Source organism: Geobacter anodireducens, assembly GCA_001628815.1.
Taxonomy (GTDB): domain Bacteria; phylum Desulfobacterota; class Desulfuromonadia; order Geobacterales; family Geobacteraceae; genus Geobacter; species Geobacter anodireducens.
Map to the genome: position 1 here is coordinate 2735995 of CP014963.1, position 16953 is coordinate 2752947.

A 16953-nucleotide genomic window follows, 5' to 3' on the forward strand; every position below is an offset into this window, starting at 1 on the left:
CCCCCTGATGACAAAAGCCCATGGATTCATCGTCCATGGGCTTTTTGCTGCAGCTCCCGCCGGCCTGCGGCAGGAGGAAAAGGCATCGGCAGGAGGCAGGTGCCTGCCCGAGTGCTAGCGCCTGCCCCCCAGCATCAGGACGCGCAGCATGTCCTTTGCCCCGTCACGCTTCCGTTCGAGACGGTCCAACTCCGTCTTGGTATAGACGCGCTCCCCCTTGGCGATTTCTTTCTCCAGCCTGGCGATGCGTTCGGGCAGGCTGTCCCGGGAGGAACAGCTCGCAAGGCGGCCGTCCTTGCCCGTCGGTTCCGTCTGGGCAAAGGCAGGCAGCGCGTAACAGCCGAATGATACGATTGCTGCAAGAACAAGTCGCTTTTTCATGTATTCACTCTCCGTTTTTTTTGTAATTCACGGCCGGCATTCCCGGGGAACCCCGGCCGCGGCATTGGCTGGTGCGGAGTTCCGCTCATGTTCTCCGTGGTGGGCAGCCACTGCCGGACGTGGAGGGTGGAATATCGACCTGGGGGGCGGATCGGGCGGAGACCCGTCACCATCGCCCCCATTGACCCAATGGCTGGCCGGAGGCTCATGGCCAGCGCCGTGTCGGAAAGGATGGTGGTCGTGCAGTGGCACCGGTGGCAATCGGGATCGGGACATGGCGCGGGACAGGGGCTATGCCCGCCCCGATCATGCCCGTCCGCATGCGCCGCGGCTCCGCCCGCAGGGTGCGGGATGGCGCCGGCCCCTGCAACAGCGCCCGCCGTGACGGCGAGAACGATCAGCACCATCAGAGCCGCACCCCGCGCCAGCATGACGTGTCTGGATGGAAGCGGTGGTGTCATTGTCTGCACCCGACCTCTCGGCGTAGTATTCTCTGGTTCTTTCTGCCGCCGCGGCAACCGGGCGGGACGAGTTAAAAAGCGGCGCACTCCCGAAGGAAGAGCACAAAGGAGTGCGCCCATTGCAACCTGACATCTGCCGGAGCCTGTCGGCCCTTACTTCTCCACGCCGTTGAGCACGACCCGCAGCGACCGGATTCCCTCCTTGAAATCGGTCGCGTTGTAATTCCAGGGCCGGCTCCGCACGGGCATCTTCCGGTACACCGGCTCCAGCACCAGGGTGTTGCGGCTGCCCTCGGCGAGGGTGATCTCTTTTTCAACGGCAATGGCGTCGGCAGGAATGGCCATCACGGTTCGGTGGGTGCCGGCCTTGACGTGCAGGGTCCGGGAGAACTGATACCTCATCCCGTCTCCGGCTTCCGGGTCGCGCGGCCCCACCGGCTCCTTGCGTTCGGGCCGGGGGTCGCCCGACAGCTCCAGGGCCTGGCCGCCGATATTCAGCAACAGCGTGTAGCCCGGGGTACCGTGAGCGTCGGCGGCGGAATACACCCCCGGCTTGTGTGTCTTCAGGAGCGAGACGATCCGGAGCTCAGCATAGCCCGGAGGCAGGGGCCGGCCCTCTGCCTGTGTGACAAATACGTCCTGGCGCTCGGCCATGGCTGCGGTCCGGATGAGATCCGCGGACCTCGCACAGCCGCTGAGCAGGGCAAGGGTGAAAACGGTCAGCACTATCCTGGTGACCCTGTTCATGGTTCTCCTTTCATCGCTTGCATCGCAGTAATCCGTTGCGCGCCGAAGCGGTCAGATGGCAGCTCTGCCCCGTTCGTTCGTCCTGATCTTGATGATGTCGTCAACCGTGGAAACGAAGATCTTGCCGTCTCCGGCAGTGCCGGTGTGGGCATGTTTCCGGATCACGGAGACGACTTTTTCGACCATATCCTCATCAACCACAACCTCCAGTTGGATGAGGGGAACGAGCTCCACCATTTCATACACAATCTTGTCTTGTGCATTCTGGGCCCTGCTTTTGCCGAAGCCCTTGATTTCCGATACGGTCACTCCCGGCAACCCGTCAATGGCGTGAAGCTCCTCGGTTACTTCCAGTAATTTGGCCGGCCTGATAATCGCTTTTATCTCTTTCATGGAATTCTCCTCGGCTACCTGCGTTGTGAGCTGTCTGTCAGGAAGGGGACCGTTACATCTCCTCCTCGACGTCTCTCTTCTCAAACCAACTGTACACCGACGGGATGACCAGCAGCGTCAGCAGGGTGGACGTTACCAGACCGCCGACCACAACCGTTGCCAGCGGTTTCTGGATTTCGGACCCGGTGCCGCTGGCAAGAAGCATGGGAATCAGGCTGAATATGGCGATGGATGCGGTCATCAGCACCGGACGCAGGCGGTCGGCGGTCCCCCGCCGGATGGCCTCCTGCAGCTCGAAGCCCTCATCCCGCAATTGGGATATCCGCGACACCAGCACCAGGCCGTTCAGCACTGCAACGCCGAAGAGAACCACGAAGCCGACGGATGCCGGCACCGACAGGTACTGGCCCGAAATGAAGAGCGAGAACACGCCGCCGATCAGGGCGAACGGGAGGTTGGAGATGACCAGGAGCGCCAGGCGGATGGACCGGAAGGTCACGTAGAGCAACAGCAGGATCAGGCCGATGGCCACCGGCCCGATGATCATCAGCTTTTTCATGGCCCGCTGCTGGTTCTCGAACTGTCCGCCCCAGGTGAGGTAGTAACCGGGGGGAAGCTTGACCTGCTCTTTGATCTTCTGTTTCGCCTCGGCCACGAAACCGCCGATATCCCGGCCGGTGATGTTCATTTCGATGCCGATGCGGCGCACCCCGTCCTGGCGGCTGATCTGCACCGGGCCCTCGATCATCTTCACCTCGGCCAGTTGTTCGAGGGGCACGTTGATGCCGGTTTTCGTGGTGATGATCAGGTTCTTGATGGCGTCCAGCGAGTTCCGTTTCTCTTCTGGCAGGCGCACGGTTATGTCGAAGCTGCGGTTCTCCTCGTAGAGCTGCGACGCCGCCTTGCCGGCAACCGCGATCTCGATCACCTTCTGCACGTCGCTGATGTTCAGGCCGTATCGGGCGATCCTGGACCGGTCGATGTCAACGGTGAGATACGGCTGGCCCGAGATCTTCTCCGCGTTCAGGTCGGTCCCTCCCCTGACGGTGGAGAGCACCTTGGCGATTTCCTGGGATTTAGCGCTGAGCACGTCGATATCGTCGCCAAAGAGCTTCAGGATCAACTGGGCCCGGGTGCCGGCCACCAGTTCGTCGATGCGGCACTGGATCGGCTGGCTGAAGCCGAAGGTGATGCCGGCTACCGATTCCAGGGACTCGCGCATCTCGTTGGTCAGCTCCTCCTTCGAGATGTCCCGTTTCCATTCGTCCTTGGGCTTGAAGATCCCCACGTAGCCGGTCTTGTCCGAGCCCCTGGTGTCCAGGGCCACCCCGGTCTGACCGGTCCGCGACACCACCGTGCCCAGCTCGGGGAACTGCTTCAGCTTTTCCGCCACGCGCTGGTTGACCTCCATGGTCTTGTCCAGGGAAACGCCGGGGAGCATGGAAACGTCCATGTCGAATGCGCCTTCGTCCATGGTCGGAATGAACTCGGTGCCCAGCCGGGAGACCAGGAGCACCGACGCCACCAGGAGCACGCCGGCAACGCCCAGCACCACGCGCTTTTTGGCCATGGCGTAGTCGAGCAGCGGCAGGTAGAGCCGGTGGGCGTGCCGCATGATGAAGCTCTCCTGCTCCGGCTGCGGTTTCAGGAACAGGCTGCAGAGCACCGGGATGATGAAAATGGAGAGAAACAGGGAGGAGAGCAACGCAATTGCCACGGTGATGGCCAGGGGCCCGAACATCTTCCCTTCGATTCCCTCCAGGGACAGGATCGGGATAAAGGTGAGCGCGATGATCAGTTCGCCGAAGATGCTCGGCTTGCGGACTTCCATGACGGCCTTCAGCACCGTCAGCAGCCTGGGATGGCGCTCCCCCTCCCCGCTCAGGTGGCGCTGGACGTTTTCCACCTGGATGATCGTGGTGTCGATGATCATCCCGATGGAGATGGCCAGGCCGCCCAGCGACATGAGGTTGGCGCTGATCCCCGTGAGCCTCATCACGATGAAGGTGGCCAGCAGGGAGAGCGGCAGCGCGATCAGGACTACGATGCTCCCCCTGACGCTGTTCAGGAGCAGGTACAGGACGATCAGGACGAGGATCGACCCCTCGATGAGCGCCCTGTTCACCGTCCCCACGCTTGCCTTGACAATGTCGCTGCGGTCGTAGAAGGGGACGATCTTGACCCCCTCGGGCAGCACGTTGTTTTCGTTGATTTCCTTCACTTTCTCCGCGACCCGGCGCACCACGTCGCGGCTGTTTTCCCCCCGCAACATCATGACGATGCCGCCGACGCACTCGTCCTTGCCGTCCTTCATGGCCGCGCCCATGCGGACCGCCTCGCCCACCGTCACCTGGGCCACGTCGCGGATGTAGGTGGGGGTGCCTCCGGCCGACTTGAGGACGATGGTTTCGATGTCGCCCACGTCCTTGATCAGGCCGACTCCGCGGACGATGTACTGGTCCGTCCCCCGCTCCAGGAGGTTGCCGCCGACGTTTTCGTTGTTGCTGCCGATGGCGGTATGGACGTCATCCACGGTGACGCCGTACTTCAAGAGCTTTTCCGGCGACACGATCACCTGGTACTGCTTGAAATAGCCGCCAAAGGAGTTGATCTCGTTGACCCCGGCGACACTTTTCAACTGCGGGGTGACGATCCACTCCTGGATGGTCCGCAGGTTGGTCAGGTACGCGATCTTCTGCCGGGGGTCCCGGGGCATCTCCCTTCCAGGGTGTACTGATAGATCTCCCCCATGGCCGTGCCGATGGGCCCCATGGCGACCTCGACCCCCTTCGGCACCTTTTCCCTGGCCTCGGCCAGGCGCTCGAACACCAGTTGCCGGGCAAAGTAGATGTCCACGTTGTCCTTGAAGACAATGGTAACGATGGACAAGCCGAACTTGGTGACCGAGCGCATCTGCTCGATGTCGGGCAGGCCGCGCATGGCCATCTCGATCGGGTAGGTGACGTTCCGCTCGATCTCGATCGCCGACAGGCCGTCGGCATGGCTGACGACCTCCACCTGGATGTTGGTCACGTCCGGGAAGGCGTCGATGGGCAGTTTCGCGTAGGAATACAATCCTATGGCGATAATCAGCAGCGCCAGGAAGATGACCATCCCTTTCTGGCGCAGCGTATAGGCAATCAGTTTCTCCAGCATCGGAACCTCGCTTCCGTCAGGAGCATGTCCGTAACCAACGGGAGCCGTGGTTACGCGCACGCTCTACCCATGGTCGGTGGTGATCATTCGCCGTGGCCGTGTTCGTCCGTCATCTCGCCCTTTTTCAGCTCTGACTTAAGAATGAACGAGCCCTTCACGGCGTAGCGTTCCCCCTCCTTCAGGCCGGAAACGATCTCCACCAGGCCGCCGGCGGCCCGGCCGGTCTGCACCGGACGGGCCGCGAATTCCGATTCCTTCTCCGCCACGAAAACCACCTTTTTCCCGTCCAGATCCTGCAGGGCATCCTCGGGGACCGCCAGGACCGGCGGAGCGTCGGCCGCCAGCGTCAGCTCCACCGTGGCGAACATCTCCGGCTTCAGCTTCCGCCCCGGATTGGCCACCTCGACCCGGGCCTTGACGGTGCGGCTGCTGACGTCGACGAGATCGGCGATGTAGGTGATGCGCCCTTTCAGCTTCACGTCCGGAAACGCGCCGAGGGTGACGGTGGCGGACTGCCCCCGGTGGACCTTGGCCAGATCCTTTTCGTTGATGTCCACCATCACCCAGACCGACGAGAGGTCGGCCACGGTAAAGAGGCTTTTGGAGGGATCGGCCAGTTCGCCGACGATGGCGTGTTTTTCGGTGATGACGCCGCCGATGGGAGAGCGGACCGGCAACAGCGGCTTCCTGTGGCCGGCGCTTGTGAGGTCAGGCGCCGAGACACCGTACAGGGCGAGGCGCTCCTCGTCGGTATGCAGTTCGGTCTGGGCCATTGTGTAGTCGGTCTCCGCCTGGAGGATGTCCTTGCGGGCCGCGATCTTCTTTTCCACCAGGGCCTTGATCCGGTCCATGCTGGACTGGGCCAGGGCCAGCCGCGTCTTCGACTGGTGGTAGCGGTTCAGGGCTTCGCCCAACTCGACGCTGTCCAGGGTCACGAGGGGCTGGCCGGCGGCGACGCTGTCGCCGAGGGAGGCCCGGACGCTGACGATCTTGCCGGAGATGCGCGGCGAGACATGGGCGATCCGGTCGGCGTTTGCCTCCACCTTGCCGGTGGCGCTGATCACGCCGGCCAGCCGCTGTGGTGCGGCCGCGGCCACGACCACGCCGTTCTGCTTCTGTGCCTCGACAGTCATGGAGACGGCGCCTTCTTCCCCGTGCCCCCCATGGCCGTCCTTCTCTCCCGCGTGCTCCTTCCCTTCATCGTGACCACCCGTGCCTTCGCTATGGCCGGCTTCCTTTGATTCGGCATGTTCGCCGGCGCCCCCCGGCACATGGGCAGAGCGATACGCAATGCCGCCCCCGATGGCCACGGCCAGGACAAGGCCGATGATGATTCCATGGTTCCTGTTCACTGCGCACCTCCGCTGGTTCTGTTCTGGAAATCGGTCCCGACAGAGGCTTCGAGCCGGGCCAGGGCCGTCTGCCGGTTGGCGAGCGCGGCAAGGTAACCGTCGTGGACTTCGATGTACTTTTTCTGCTCTTCAATGACCGAGAGGATTCCGACCTCGCCCAGCCGGTACGCCTCCTGCACGAGCTTCAGGTTGTCCTCCAGTTGGGGAAGAATGCCGTCAGCGTACAGCTTGAGGGTCTTCTCGGCCGCAGCGAGCCGCGCGTAATCGCCCTCGATCTCCCGGGGCACGCTCGAACGGGCGAACTCCAGCCGGTTGCCGGCCCCCTGCCTGACGGCCCGGGCCTGCCGGATGCCGGCCTGGTTGCGGTCGAAAAGGGGGAGCGGAATCGACAGGGTCACCCCCAGCAGGTTGTCGCGGGTCTTTTCGTCGCCGGAGCCTGTGGCGTCCGTGCTCCGCTCGTGGGTGAAGCCGAGCCCGAGCGTCACGTTCGGGATGCGCTCCGCCTCGGCCAGCTCAACGGCGGCCTCCCCCTGTGCGCGGGCGGCTTGGAGCGCCTTCAGGTCGGGCCGGTTTTCCAGGGCCAGACGAACGAGGTCGTCGAGAGGAATCGACAGGGGCCGTTGCTCGGAAATGCCGTCAAAGCCGACCTCCTCCCCCGCCGGAACCCCCAGCAGGGTCCTCAGCCTGGCCAGCAGCGGGGCGAGATCCCGTTCCGCCTCGATGTTCCGTCCTTCGCTCCGGGCCACTTCCACCCGGGCGAGGCTGACCTCCAGTTCCGGAATATCGCCCGCGGCCAGGCGCTCCCGCGTTATCACCAGCAGCGTTTCGTTCAGTTCTGCTGCCCGTTGGGCCAGTTCCCTCCGTTTCCGGGCCAGCATCAGTTCGGAGAAGGTACTCTTCACCTCCTGGGATATCTGCCGCTCCCGGTCGGCAATCTGGAAATGAACCGCCTCCGCCTCGCGCTCGGCAACGGCTCGGCGCTTGGCCCGCTTTCCGCCGGTCAGGAACTCCTGGGAAATGCCGATGGAAACGGTTGTTTCGTCGGGGCTGCCGGTCATGACGCCGGAGTCGGCCGACAATTCCAGGGTGGGATTGGGCAGAAGCACGGCGCGCTCCAGCCCTGCCCGCGCCACGTCCTTTTCGCTGCGCAGTGCCTTCAGTTCGCCGTTGTGTGCCAGGGCATACTCGACAGCCTGAGGCAGGGTCAGCGGACGGACCTCCCCTGAAGCCCCCGGGGGGGCGAGAATTACAGCGGTCAGGAACAGATGGACTGCTCCGGACACGAAACGAGATGCTCGTACCAAGACAGTACCTCCTTGCAGGTATTCGATGTCTGATTGATTGTGGGTAAGGAACGTGTGCTGAAGAACGGGAATCCGGGCGCTGGACGCACCACTCCCCAACGGCCTGGCGGCCGCTACTTCAGCAGGTTAGGCGAGGATCTGGGGTGGAACGAAAATGGAGAGATACACGTCGGGTGGCGTGGTGCGATGTTCGAGGAAAGAGATGCTGGCAATCAGGGGAGCATAGGAAACCATGGCCCCGGGGCTGCTCAGGGGGGCGCTGCAGGGGCAGGAGAAACAGGTACTGCAATGGTCCGAAGCGGAATCGTTGTCAGTGGGACAACAGGGAGCCTCATCCCCGCAACAGGCCTTGAGCAGGGTTTTATCGGCTTTTTCGTACGAGGACTGAAGGAAATTGCCCGCGTCCAGTGCAAAGCAACGACCATTGCCCGCAATGGCGACCACAGCCACGAGGAGCACGACGGCTATCATTTTGTTGAGCACACTGGATCGCATACGCACTGGACACGCTTTCATGAGTTGCGCCATCATAGTCACGCGTTGTTGAGCATGTCAATAGGCAATTTTCAGGACATTGCCCACAATTGTGTCACAGTTGACCAAAGATCGACAACGCCATACACGCGTCAAACGAATAAGGCATGGCTGCATGCCGGCGACGGACCACAGTCACCCGTGGCGCGCCGGTCATGGGGATGCCTCCCCCGGCCGCTGCGCGCTGTCCAGCAGTTCCCGCACCTTTGTCACCAGTTCCAGGGGGGCGACCGGCTTGTTCAGCAGTTCCACCCCGTCGTCGAGATCGCCCCTGCTCCGGATGAAGTCGGTGGTATAGCCGCTGAAGAACAGGACCTTCACGCCCGGCTTCAGTTTTCTGATCTCCTCGTAGGCCCGCTTGCCGCTCATTTTCGGCATGATCATGTCCATGACGACCAGCTTGATCCGATCCTGCCGGGCGGCAAACTGCGCCACGGCGTCCTCGCCGTCAACGGCGAGGATCACGTCGTAACCGAAGCGGCCAAGGGTGTCATTGACGGTAGCGCGGACGCTTTCATCGTCTTCCGCCACCAGAATCGTCTCGCTCCCCCCCCGGGGACGGGCCGGTGCGGCGCCTGCCGCGAGTTCCGCGGCCCTCTCCTCCACGATGGGGAGATAGACCTTGAACGTGGTCCCGTTCCCCTCCTCGCTGGCAACGGTCACAAAACCGTTGTGCTGCTTGACGATCCCGTAGGCGATGGCCATGCCGAGGCCCGTTCCCTTGCCCACGTCTTTGGTGGTGAAAAACGGCTCGAAAAGCCGTTTCAGGGTCTCCTCGTCCATGCCGGTGCCGGTGTCCGACACCGAGATGACGGCATAGGGGCCGGGCTGGGCGTTGTCCTGGCTCTTGACGAACGGGGCATCGACCTGTTCCAGCGCCGTCTCGATGGTGAGCAACCCTCCCCTGGGCATGGCATCCCGGGCATTGGCGGCCATATTGATGAGAACCTGCTCGATCTGGCCGCTGTCGGCCGAAACCGTGAGCCCCGCACCGTTGAAGATGGATTTGAATTGAATATCCTCGCCGATGACCCTGCCCAGAAACTTCTGTACACCCCGGACAATCTCGTCCAGATCGACATTCTGGGGCTTGATCACCTGCCTGCGGCTGAAGGCGAGCAGACCGCGGGTCAACTGGGCAGCCCGCTCGGCGGAGCGGATGATCTGGCCCAGCATCTCGTTCTGGCGGTCGGCCAGTGTTCCGTCCATCTTCAGAATGGTTCCGCACCCCATGATCACGGTGAGGATGTTGTTGAAGTCATGGGCAATGCCGCCGGCGAGCCGACCCACGGCCTCCAGTTTCTGGGAATGGCGGAGTTGTTCCTCGAGTTGCGCGTGCTCCGTGACATCGAGGACGATGGAGAGCAGGCGGGTGCGGCCGCTGACGGTTATGAGCTCGCCGAAGTAGGAGCAGTTGAGGACCCGTCCCTCCCTGGTATGCACCTTGAGAGCAAACTCCGAAACCCTGCCCTCCCGCGCCAGGAGCTCCAGGAACCGGGCCCGGTCCCCGGCCGTGATCAGCCCCAGCCTGGCCGATGTGGCGCCGATGGCCTCCTCGCGCGTGTATCCGCTCAGTTCGACGAACTTGTCGTTCACCTCCAGGAACGCCCCATCCTCGATGTCGCTGATGGTCATCATCAGCGGGGCAAGCTGAAAGGCCCTGAAAAACTTCTCCTCGCTCTGGCGGATGGTCTCTTCGGCATTGATCCGCTCGGCGATCTCTTCCTCCAGGACCACGGCCTGCTCCTGGAGCGATTCCTGGGCGGCCTGCCGCTCGGTCACTTCCTGCTCGAGCTGGACCGTCTGCTCCTGGAGCAGATCTTCCGCCCGCTTGCGGTCGGTGATGTCCCGGTTGCTCACCCGCCGGCCGATCACGGTGCCGTCTCCACCGTACACCGTGCGGCAGACATGGGAAATCCAGCGCTCCTGGCCGTCCCGCGTGATGATCGGGAAGTCGATGGGCTCAGGGTAGCCCGTTGCCGACTCCGCGTGCCAGTGATCATTGTAGCGCTGCCAGCTTGCCGGATGAATGATCCGCTCCAGCAGCGACGGGTCGCGGTAAAACTCCTCCTGGGTGTATCCGCACACATTCCTGCAACTGGGCGATACGTACTCGAACCGGCCGTCGGGGGTGAGCCAGTACTCCCAGTCCGCCGTGTAGTCGGCCACCGTCCGGTAGCGCTCCTCGCTCTTCTGCAATTCTTGGGAGCTTCGGGAGAGTGCCCGCCTGCCCGCCTCGATCATGCCGAGCCCCAGGAGCCAGATGATCCCGTGGGCTGCGGCACCGCCCGCCACGAGCCTGCCCGTGAAGCCCGAATATTCCGCCAGCGGCACCGACACGCTGACGCCGCCCCGCACCTGGCCCACGGCATATCCCTGGAAGGCGTGGCACTTGAGGCATCGTTCCTCCACCACGAAAGGCTGGATCAGGCGCATATGGCGCTGTCCGTCCATGATCTGCAGCCCGCTGATCTCCCCCTCCCCCCGCTCGAAGGCGCGCAACGCCCGTTCCTCCCACGGGTCGGGCTCATTTGCCGGATTGAGGGGCCTCAGGCTGGTGATGTGGCCGCGGACCAGCGCCTTTTCCCGGTTGGCCAACTGAAATACTTCGCGCGTCATATAGGCCGGATTGATGAGGGTGAGAAGCCTGCCGGAGGGGGTCCTGACATCCCGTTCCGGGATGTGGGCCAAGTAGGGCGACGGAGGGGTCCTGTCCGTGGCCGGCACGTACAGGCCGCCGTGATCAGCGGCCCACTTGCGATACAGGGTGTCCTTCTCGAAGGTGGCCCTCGCCTCGGCCCGCGCCACGTCCAGGGCATTGTTCCACTGCTGGTAAGAGAGCCAGCCAAAGGCGCATGCAATGACAGCCGTCCAAAAGATTGACACAAACAGGGCATACCGGTTGATGCGACCGACTTGCGTAATCATCGGCGGTTCCTTTCAGAATGCGGGCCCACGGGGAGGCAGGCCGGCAACTCACCGTCATCTATCCGGAATATCACTCGTTTTTTGCAATTTTCAGGCCCGGCGGACGTGGGGTAGCATGGCGGGGCAGTGGGAGACGGACGTGTCCCCCACCGGTCCGGCTGAGAGGAACACGGACAAAAAGGAGGCACAGGCCCGCCCATGGTGGGCAGGGAAGGAGACGTGCGGTGTGAAGGAGGGTCGACCGGGGTGGACGGTCAGGCGGCTAGCCGTCGCTCGGGTCCGATGTACGGCGCTCTGGTGCTCCTGCGGCGAACCGGGTCTTCACCGATGACGACCCAGCCGCTGGAGCGGAGGAACCGGGAAATCTGCACCGCATCGATCAAGTCATCGAGACGCGTGTGCTTCACGTAGTCATAACGGCCGTCGGGATACTGGACACGGATCAGCATGGTTGATCACCCCCAGAAAAAAATGAATACACATTACATACCGGCTTAGTATCTATATAGGACTAAAACCGTTACACGTCAAGGGGATACACGTTACATTCCCATAAAATTCCGGAACACCTCCTTCTGGTCCTGCTGCGCCTACCGGTGCTTGATGAACGTCCCCTTCTCGTACTCCTCAAAGGCGGTCCGCAGTTCTTCGTTGGTATTCATGACAATGGGACCGTACCAGGCCACCGGCTCGTTGAGGGGCTTGCCGGAAAGGAAGAGGAAGCGGACCGGCCGGTCGCCGGCGGTCACCGCCACCGCAGCACCGTCGCGCCCGTAGAGGACCACCGTTTCGGGGCCGCAGACGCAGCGCCGCGTCACATCCATCCAGCCCGAGCCCGTCATTTCGAAGGCAAAGGGATCGCGGCGGTCGTCGAAATACCCCTCGCCGTCGAGGACATAGGCCACGGCCGTATGCCCCTCCTTGACCGGATGGGTGAAGACCGCCCCGGCCGGGACGCTGACGTCGAGCATTTCCGGGTCGATGACGATGTCGCGCACCGGCCCCTGAACGTCGTTGACTGTGCCGCTGACGATCTTGATGCGGATGCCCTGCTCCAGAACCACCTCCGGGATATCTGCGGCCCTCACGTCGCGGTAGCGGGGATCCATCATCTTGCGGTCCGCCGGCAGGTTGGCCCAGAACTGGAATCCCCACATCATGCCGGTGGGGCTCGACTGGGGCATCTCCTGGTGGATGATGCCGCTGCCGGCGGTCATCCACTGCACGTCCCCCGCGCCGATGACCCCCTTGTTTCCCATGCTGTCGCCGTGCTCCACCAGGCCTTCCAGCACATAGGTGATGGTTTCGATGCCCCGGTGGGGGTGCCAGGGGAAGCCCGGCAGGTACTCGGCAGGGTTGGCGGTGTGAAAGTCATCCAGCATGAGGAACGGGTCGAACAGCGGCACCTGCGAATAGCCGAAGGCGCGCTTGAGGTGGACGCCGGCCCCCTCCACGGTGGGCCGGCTTTTGAAAACGCGGGAGATGCGGCGTGCGGTCATGGCAGACTCCTTTCCGGATGGCCCGCGAGAACGGGCCTCCTTCAGACGCGGAATACCGGGTTTTCCGACAGCATCACGGCAACGGCCCCGCCGGGAGGCAGGGAGGAACAGCTCACCCTTGCTGCTTCGCGGCCGCCGCGTTGCAGCGTTCGACCACATCCCTCAGCCATGCGATCTCGTCGGGGAGAAACTGCTTGGAGTACTCGGTGCCGGCATTCAGCGCCCAGTGCAGCGGCGGCATGGTGGTGGCGGCCAGCACGTACCCCGGCACTTCCACGTAGCGGGCATCGGCCTGCGTCCATTCCTGCAGGCGCTCCTTCGTGTCGAACAGCATCAGGTAGTCATTGCCCTCCGCTTCGATGACGAGCGGCAGCACCTCACCCTTCTGAGCGGCGTTGTCTTCCACTTCCGCGGCTTCGTCCAGAATCGGGACATAGAAGGTAGCGTTGAGGAACAGGTCGTAAAAGGCCGACTGGCTCTTGGCATCGGCCATGTCCTGACGCAGGACGGTCAGGGCTTTATCGAGTTCGGTCATGGGTGTGTCTGTCCTTTCAGGGCGTCGTTTCGGTTACCAGCGCTTGGTGATTTCGATGAGATGGTACCCGAACTGGGTCCGGACCGGACCGAGCACCTTGTTGATCTCGCCGGAGAAGACGATATCGTCGAATTCCTTTACCATCTGTCCCTGGGTAAAGGTCCCGAGATCGCCTCCCTGGGCGCGTGAGGGGCAGAGGGAATGCCGGCGGGCGACATCGGCGAATTCGGCGCCGGCCTCGATCTCGGCCTTGAGCTGCAGGCACTCGGCTTCCGAAGCGACGAGGATGTGACGGGCAGTTGCTGTGGGCATGAACGGTTCTCCTTGCTAAGTGGCGGATAGGGAAATCTTTAGGGAACAGGGTATCGGGAAAGGGAGGCCTCGGCAACCGGAAAGCTCTCTCTGCTTCGATCTACTGGATGCAAACCCTCTGCAACCGGACGAACGGGTCAGGCAAAATTATTAATTCTTGTGAAGATATGGCGCTTAACTATAATGGTACACACAATACGGCAACAAGCCGACATGAATTTTGAACCGGATCTTCGGGAATCCGGCCGGCAGGGCAGAGGCGGGATACGACGTATGCCCGGCACCGGCGCGGTTCCACCAATAATCACGCTGCCATGAAACTCAGGACAAAACTCATTATTCTGGTGTCGATTCTCGTAATCATCCTGATGGTGGTGACCTCGAGGATCACGCTGGGCTACCTGGAGCGGCACCTCCATGACTCCATCGCCGCCCAGCAGACCGCCACCGTCGTCCACGTGGCCACGGACATCGACAGCACCCTCCGCTCCATGCTGGAGCTGCTGACGGCAAGCGCCCGGGTCGTCCCGCCCGCAGCACTGGCCGACCCCTCGGGTGCCAAGGCGTTTCTGGAAAGCCGGACCGGCCTGCGCACGCTGTTCAACAATCACCTCTTCGTCGTTGATGCCGCCGGCAACCTCCTGGCAGAAGTGACCAACCAGGAAGTCCGACGGGTAGAAAACTACTCCGATCACGCCTTCTTCAACAAAGCCAGGGCGACCCGCAAGCCGCTCATCTCCGAGCTGACCACCTGCTGCACCGGCACCGCCAACTTGAGGGAAATCGTCTTTATCAGCCCCATCCTCGGGGAAAACGGATCATTCAAGGGAGCCTTGCTGGGGGGAATTGACCTGAGCGAGGAAAACGCCCTGAGCCGGTTCGGCCGGATCACCGTGGGCAACAAGGGGTTCATCCGCATCATCGACCGCAACCATATGGTGCTGATCCATGCAGAACGGGAGCACACCCTGATCAAGGCGGTTCCCGAAGTTGCGCGCCTGGCCGACGCCGCCCGGGAGGGCTACGTGGGCACCCGCGAAACAAAGGGGCGATACGGCGACATCCTTCTGACATCGGTAACGAAGCTCGGCAGCAAGGATTGGGTCGTGGCGGCGAGCTATCCGCTCACAGTGGCCTACGAGCCCGTGAAGGTGGTACGTCGGCTGTTCATCATCAGTACCGTGGCCGCCATCCTCGGCGTTCTGGTAGTGGTCTCGCTCTCCATGCAGTACCTGACCCGCCCCATTCTGGCGCTGGAGCGGCACATCAACGAACTGAGCGGCAAAAAAGGCAAGGAACGGCTGGTGCCGGTATCGAACGAGGACGAGTTGAGCCGGCTCACCGAAACCTTCAACACTATGCTTGCGGAGATCGACCGGCAAACCGAGAGCCTCAGGGAGAGCGAGGACCGTTTCCGGGGGGCTTTCGAGCAGGCGGCGGTGGGCATGGCCATCATCGACCGCGAAGGGCTGCTGATCAGGACAAACCGGCGCTTCTGCGACATTACCGGTCGCCATGACGACGATCTGGCCGGGCTCGATTGCCTTGCCCTGGTGCACACGGAGGACCGCAACGCCGCCCGGGAGATCATGACGACCATGGCCGCCACTGAAGGGGAGCCGTTGACGCGCGAGTTCCGATTCACCCATGGCACGGGCCGGACCGTCTGGGCAAATACCGCGTTTTCGCCGGTCCGGGGGAGGAGCGGCACCGACGATTCCTTCATAATGGTGGTGGAGGATGTCACCGAGCGCAAGCGTGCCGAAGAGGAAATCCTGCGGTTGAACTCCGACCTGGAACAGCGGGTGGCGGATCGTACCGCCGCACTGGAGAATGCCAACCGGGAGCTGGAGGCATTCAGCTACACCGTCTCCCACGACCTGAAGGCCCCGGCCCGCCATATCTCCGGGATCGTCGACATGGTGCTGGAAGATTGGGGTGGCTGCATGGAGCCTGCGCACCGCGAGTTGATGGAGCGCGTGGCCGCGGCAGCCGGCAGGATGCAGTCCATGATCGACGGATTGCTGGAACTGAGCCGCGTGAGTAGCGACGAACTGCGGCGCCAGGAGGTTCGCCCGGCCGACCTGGCCCGGGAGATATGCATCGAGCTGGCCGCGGCAGAGCCGGCGCGGCAGGTGGACTGGAGCGTAAAGGATGTGCCGCCGGCCAATGCCGATCCCGAACTCCTCATGACCGTGCTGGAAAATCTCCTGGGCAACGCCTGGAAGTATACCTCGCGAAACGAACGGGCTGAGGTGGAATTCGGCTGCGAATATTGTTCGGGAAAAGACATGTACTATGTAAAGGACAACGGCGCCGGGTTCGACATACGCGAGGCCCAGCGGCTGTTCGCCCCCTTCCAGCGCTTCCATCCGGCATCCGAGTTCGAAGGAAACGGCATCGGGCTCGCCACGGTCGCCCGGATCATCCATCGCCACGGCGGCACCATCCGCGCCGAGTCGGCTCCCGGCCGGGGAGCCACCTTCTATTTCTCCCTCGACTGATACCCCGTCTCCAGCCGAATGTGCCATTCCGGCCGTCACGTCCCCCCGGCTCCTGTCGCCGCCTTGCCGGCATGCGCCACGCAGGGATGGGCCATCCGCTCCCCGTCGTCACGGGCCGGATCCGCACCCGCCCGATTAACCGGTGGACTTATGGCGAGAGTACGGCTATGGTCAGCAGGGCCAGGGTGCAGAATCACACGGGGAGAACAGGGAGAGCTCAATGACCCACCAGATCGACGAACTGATCCGCAGGATAAAAGAGCTGCAAGAGGAATTGGAAGTCGAGTTCAGGCAGAAGCGGGAGGAATTCCAGTTTGTCATCGAAAAGAAGCGGATCCGCTTCGCCGAGGAGGTGGCCCGGCAGCAGCGGCGCCTGAAAACGGGACTCTTTCGCTACCTGATCGAGGCGCGCCCCCTGAACATTCTCACCGCGCCGGTCATCTACGCCGGGTTCATCCCGTTCATGGCGCTGGATCTGTTCCTCTTCATCTACCAGACCATCTGCTTCCCGGTTTACGGCATTCCGAAAGTGAAGCGCGCCGACTACCTGGTCTTCGACCGGGAGGACCTCCCCTACCTGAACATCATCGAAAAGTTCAACTGCTTCTACTGCTCCTACGGCAACGGTCTGGCCGCCTACGCGCGGGAGATTTCAGCCCGCACCGAGCAGTACTGGTGCCCCATCAAACACGCCCGTAGAATCAAGGCGGCCCATGACCGCTATCCCCGCTTTTTCGAGTTCGGCGATGCCGAAAGCTTCAGCAAGGGGCTGGAGCGTCTCCGGCAGGAACTGGAAAAGGAAGGGGAACAGGGCGAAGAGCGCTGCTAAACCCGGCCACTGGCGGGC

General features: G+C 62.8%; 13 protein-coding genes and 1 pseudogene. 2 read left to right on the top strand and 12 right to left on the bottom strand.

All coding sequences use genetic code 11. From position 1 onward, the window contains the following. Nucleotides 1–114: 114 nt before the first annotated feature. The 12 genes and pseudogenes from A2G06_12545 to A2G06_12600 form a co-directional block, all read right to left on the bottom strand. Nucleotides 115–381 carry a hypothetical protein gene (locus A2G06_12545; protein ID ANA40962.1) on the bottom strand — a complete coding sequence of 89 codons (267 nt, stop codon included), beginning with the start codon at nt 379–381 and terminating at the stop codon, nt 115–117. Nucleotides 382–995: 614 nt separating this feature from the next. Beyond that, nucleotides 996–1589, bottom strand: a complete 594-nt coding sequence (locus tag A2G06_12550; GenBank protein ID ANA40963.1) for a hypothetical protein — start codon at nt 1587–1589, stop codon at nt 996–998. 51 nt (nt 1590–1640) lie between these two features. Beyond that, a complete protein-coding gene (locus A2G06_12555) occupies nt 1641–1982 on the bottom strand; it encodes a hypothetical protein (protein ID ANA40964.1) in 342 nt (113 codons plus the stop codon). A 52-nt stretch (nt 1983–2034) separates the two neighbouring features. After that, nucleotides 2035–5138 (bottom strand): annotated as a pseudogene (locus A2G06_12560) (cytochrome-c peroxidase). Nucleotides 5139–5221: 83 nt separating this feature from the next. Next, complete coding sequence (locus tag A2G06_12565) at nt 5222–6490, bottom strand: efflux transporter periplasmic adaptor subunit (protein ANA40965.1); 1269 nt, start codon at nt 6488–6490, stop codon at nt 5222–5224. Then, nucleotides 6487–7794, bottom strand: coding sequence for an RND transporter (locus tag A2G06_12570; protein ID ANA40966.1), 1308 nt, complete (start codon nt 7792–7794; stop codon nt 6487–6489). Before A2G06_12570 ends, A2G06_12565 begins: the two co-directional genes overlap by 4 nt. A gap of 126 nt (nt 7795–7920) precedes the next feature. Beyond that, on the bottom strand, nt 7921–8310 hold the full coding sequence (locus A2G06_12575) for a hypothetical protein (protein ANA40967.1): 390 nt from the start codon (nt 8308–8310) through the stop codon (nt 7921–7923). Between the two features lie 171 nt (nt 8311–8481). Continuing rightward, nucleotides 8482–11256: a hypothetical protein gene (locus A2G06_12580; protein ANA40968.1), complete on the bottom strand. Its 2775-nt coding sequence runs from the start codon at nt 11254–11256 to the stop codon at nt 8482–8484. A gap of 254 nt (nt 11257–11510) precedes the next feature. Further along, nucleotides 11511–11705, bottom strand: coding sequence for a hypothetical protein (locus A2G06_12585; protein ID ANA40969.1), 195 nt, complete (start codon nt 11703–11705; stop codon nt 11511–11513). A gap of 141 nt (nt 11706–11846) precedes the next feature. Then, nucleotides 11847–12755 carry a hypothetical protein gene (locus A2G06_12590; GenBank protein ANA40970.1) on the bottom strand — a complete coding sequence of 303 codons (909 nt, stop codon included), beginning with the start codon at nt 12753–12755 and terminating at the stop codon, nt 11847–11849. 112 nt (nt 12756–12867) lie between these two features. Beyond that, the gene (locus A2G06_12595) at nt 12868–13290 is read right to left on the bottom strand and encodes a hypothetical protein (protein ANA40971.1); all 423 of its coding nucleotides are present in this window, start codon (nt 13288–13290) and stop codon (nt 12868–12870) included. Between the two features lie 33 nt (nt 13291–13323). Further along, nucleotides 13324–13602: a peptidylprolyl isomerase gene (locus tag A2G06_12600; protein ID ANA40972.1), complete on the bottom strand. Its 279-nt coding sequence runs from the start codon at nt 13600–13602 to the stop codon at nt 13324–13326. Nucleotides 13603–13916: 314 nt separating this feature from the next. Here A2G06_12600 and A2G06_12605 point away from each other — a divergent pair, with 314 nt between their 5' ends. Together A2G06_12605 and A2G06_12610 are read left to right on the top strand one after the other, a co-directional pair. After that, nucleotides 13917–16106: a histidine kinase gene (locus A2G06_12605; GenBank protein ANA40973.1), complete on the top strand. Its 2190-nt coding sequence runs from the start codon at nt 13917–13919 to the stop codon at nt 16104–16106. Nucleotides 16107–16326: 220 nt separating this feature from the next. Then, on the top strand, nt 16327–16935 hold the full coding sequence (locus tag A2G06_12610) for a hypothetical protein (protein ANA40974.1): 609 nt from the start codon (nt 16327–16329) through the stop codon (nt 16933–16935). Nucleotides 16936–16953: the final 18 nt, after the last annotated feature.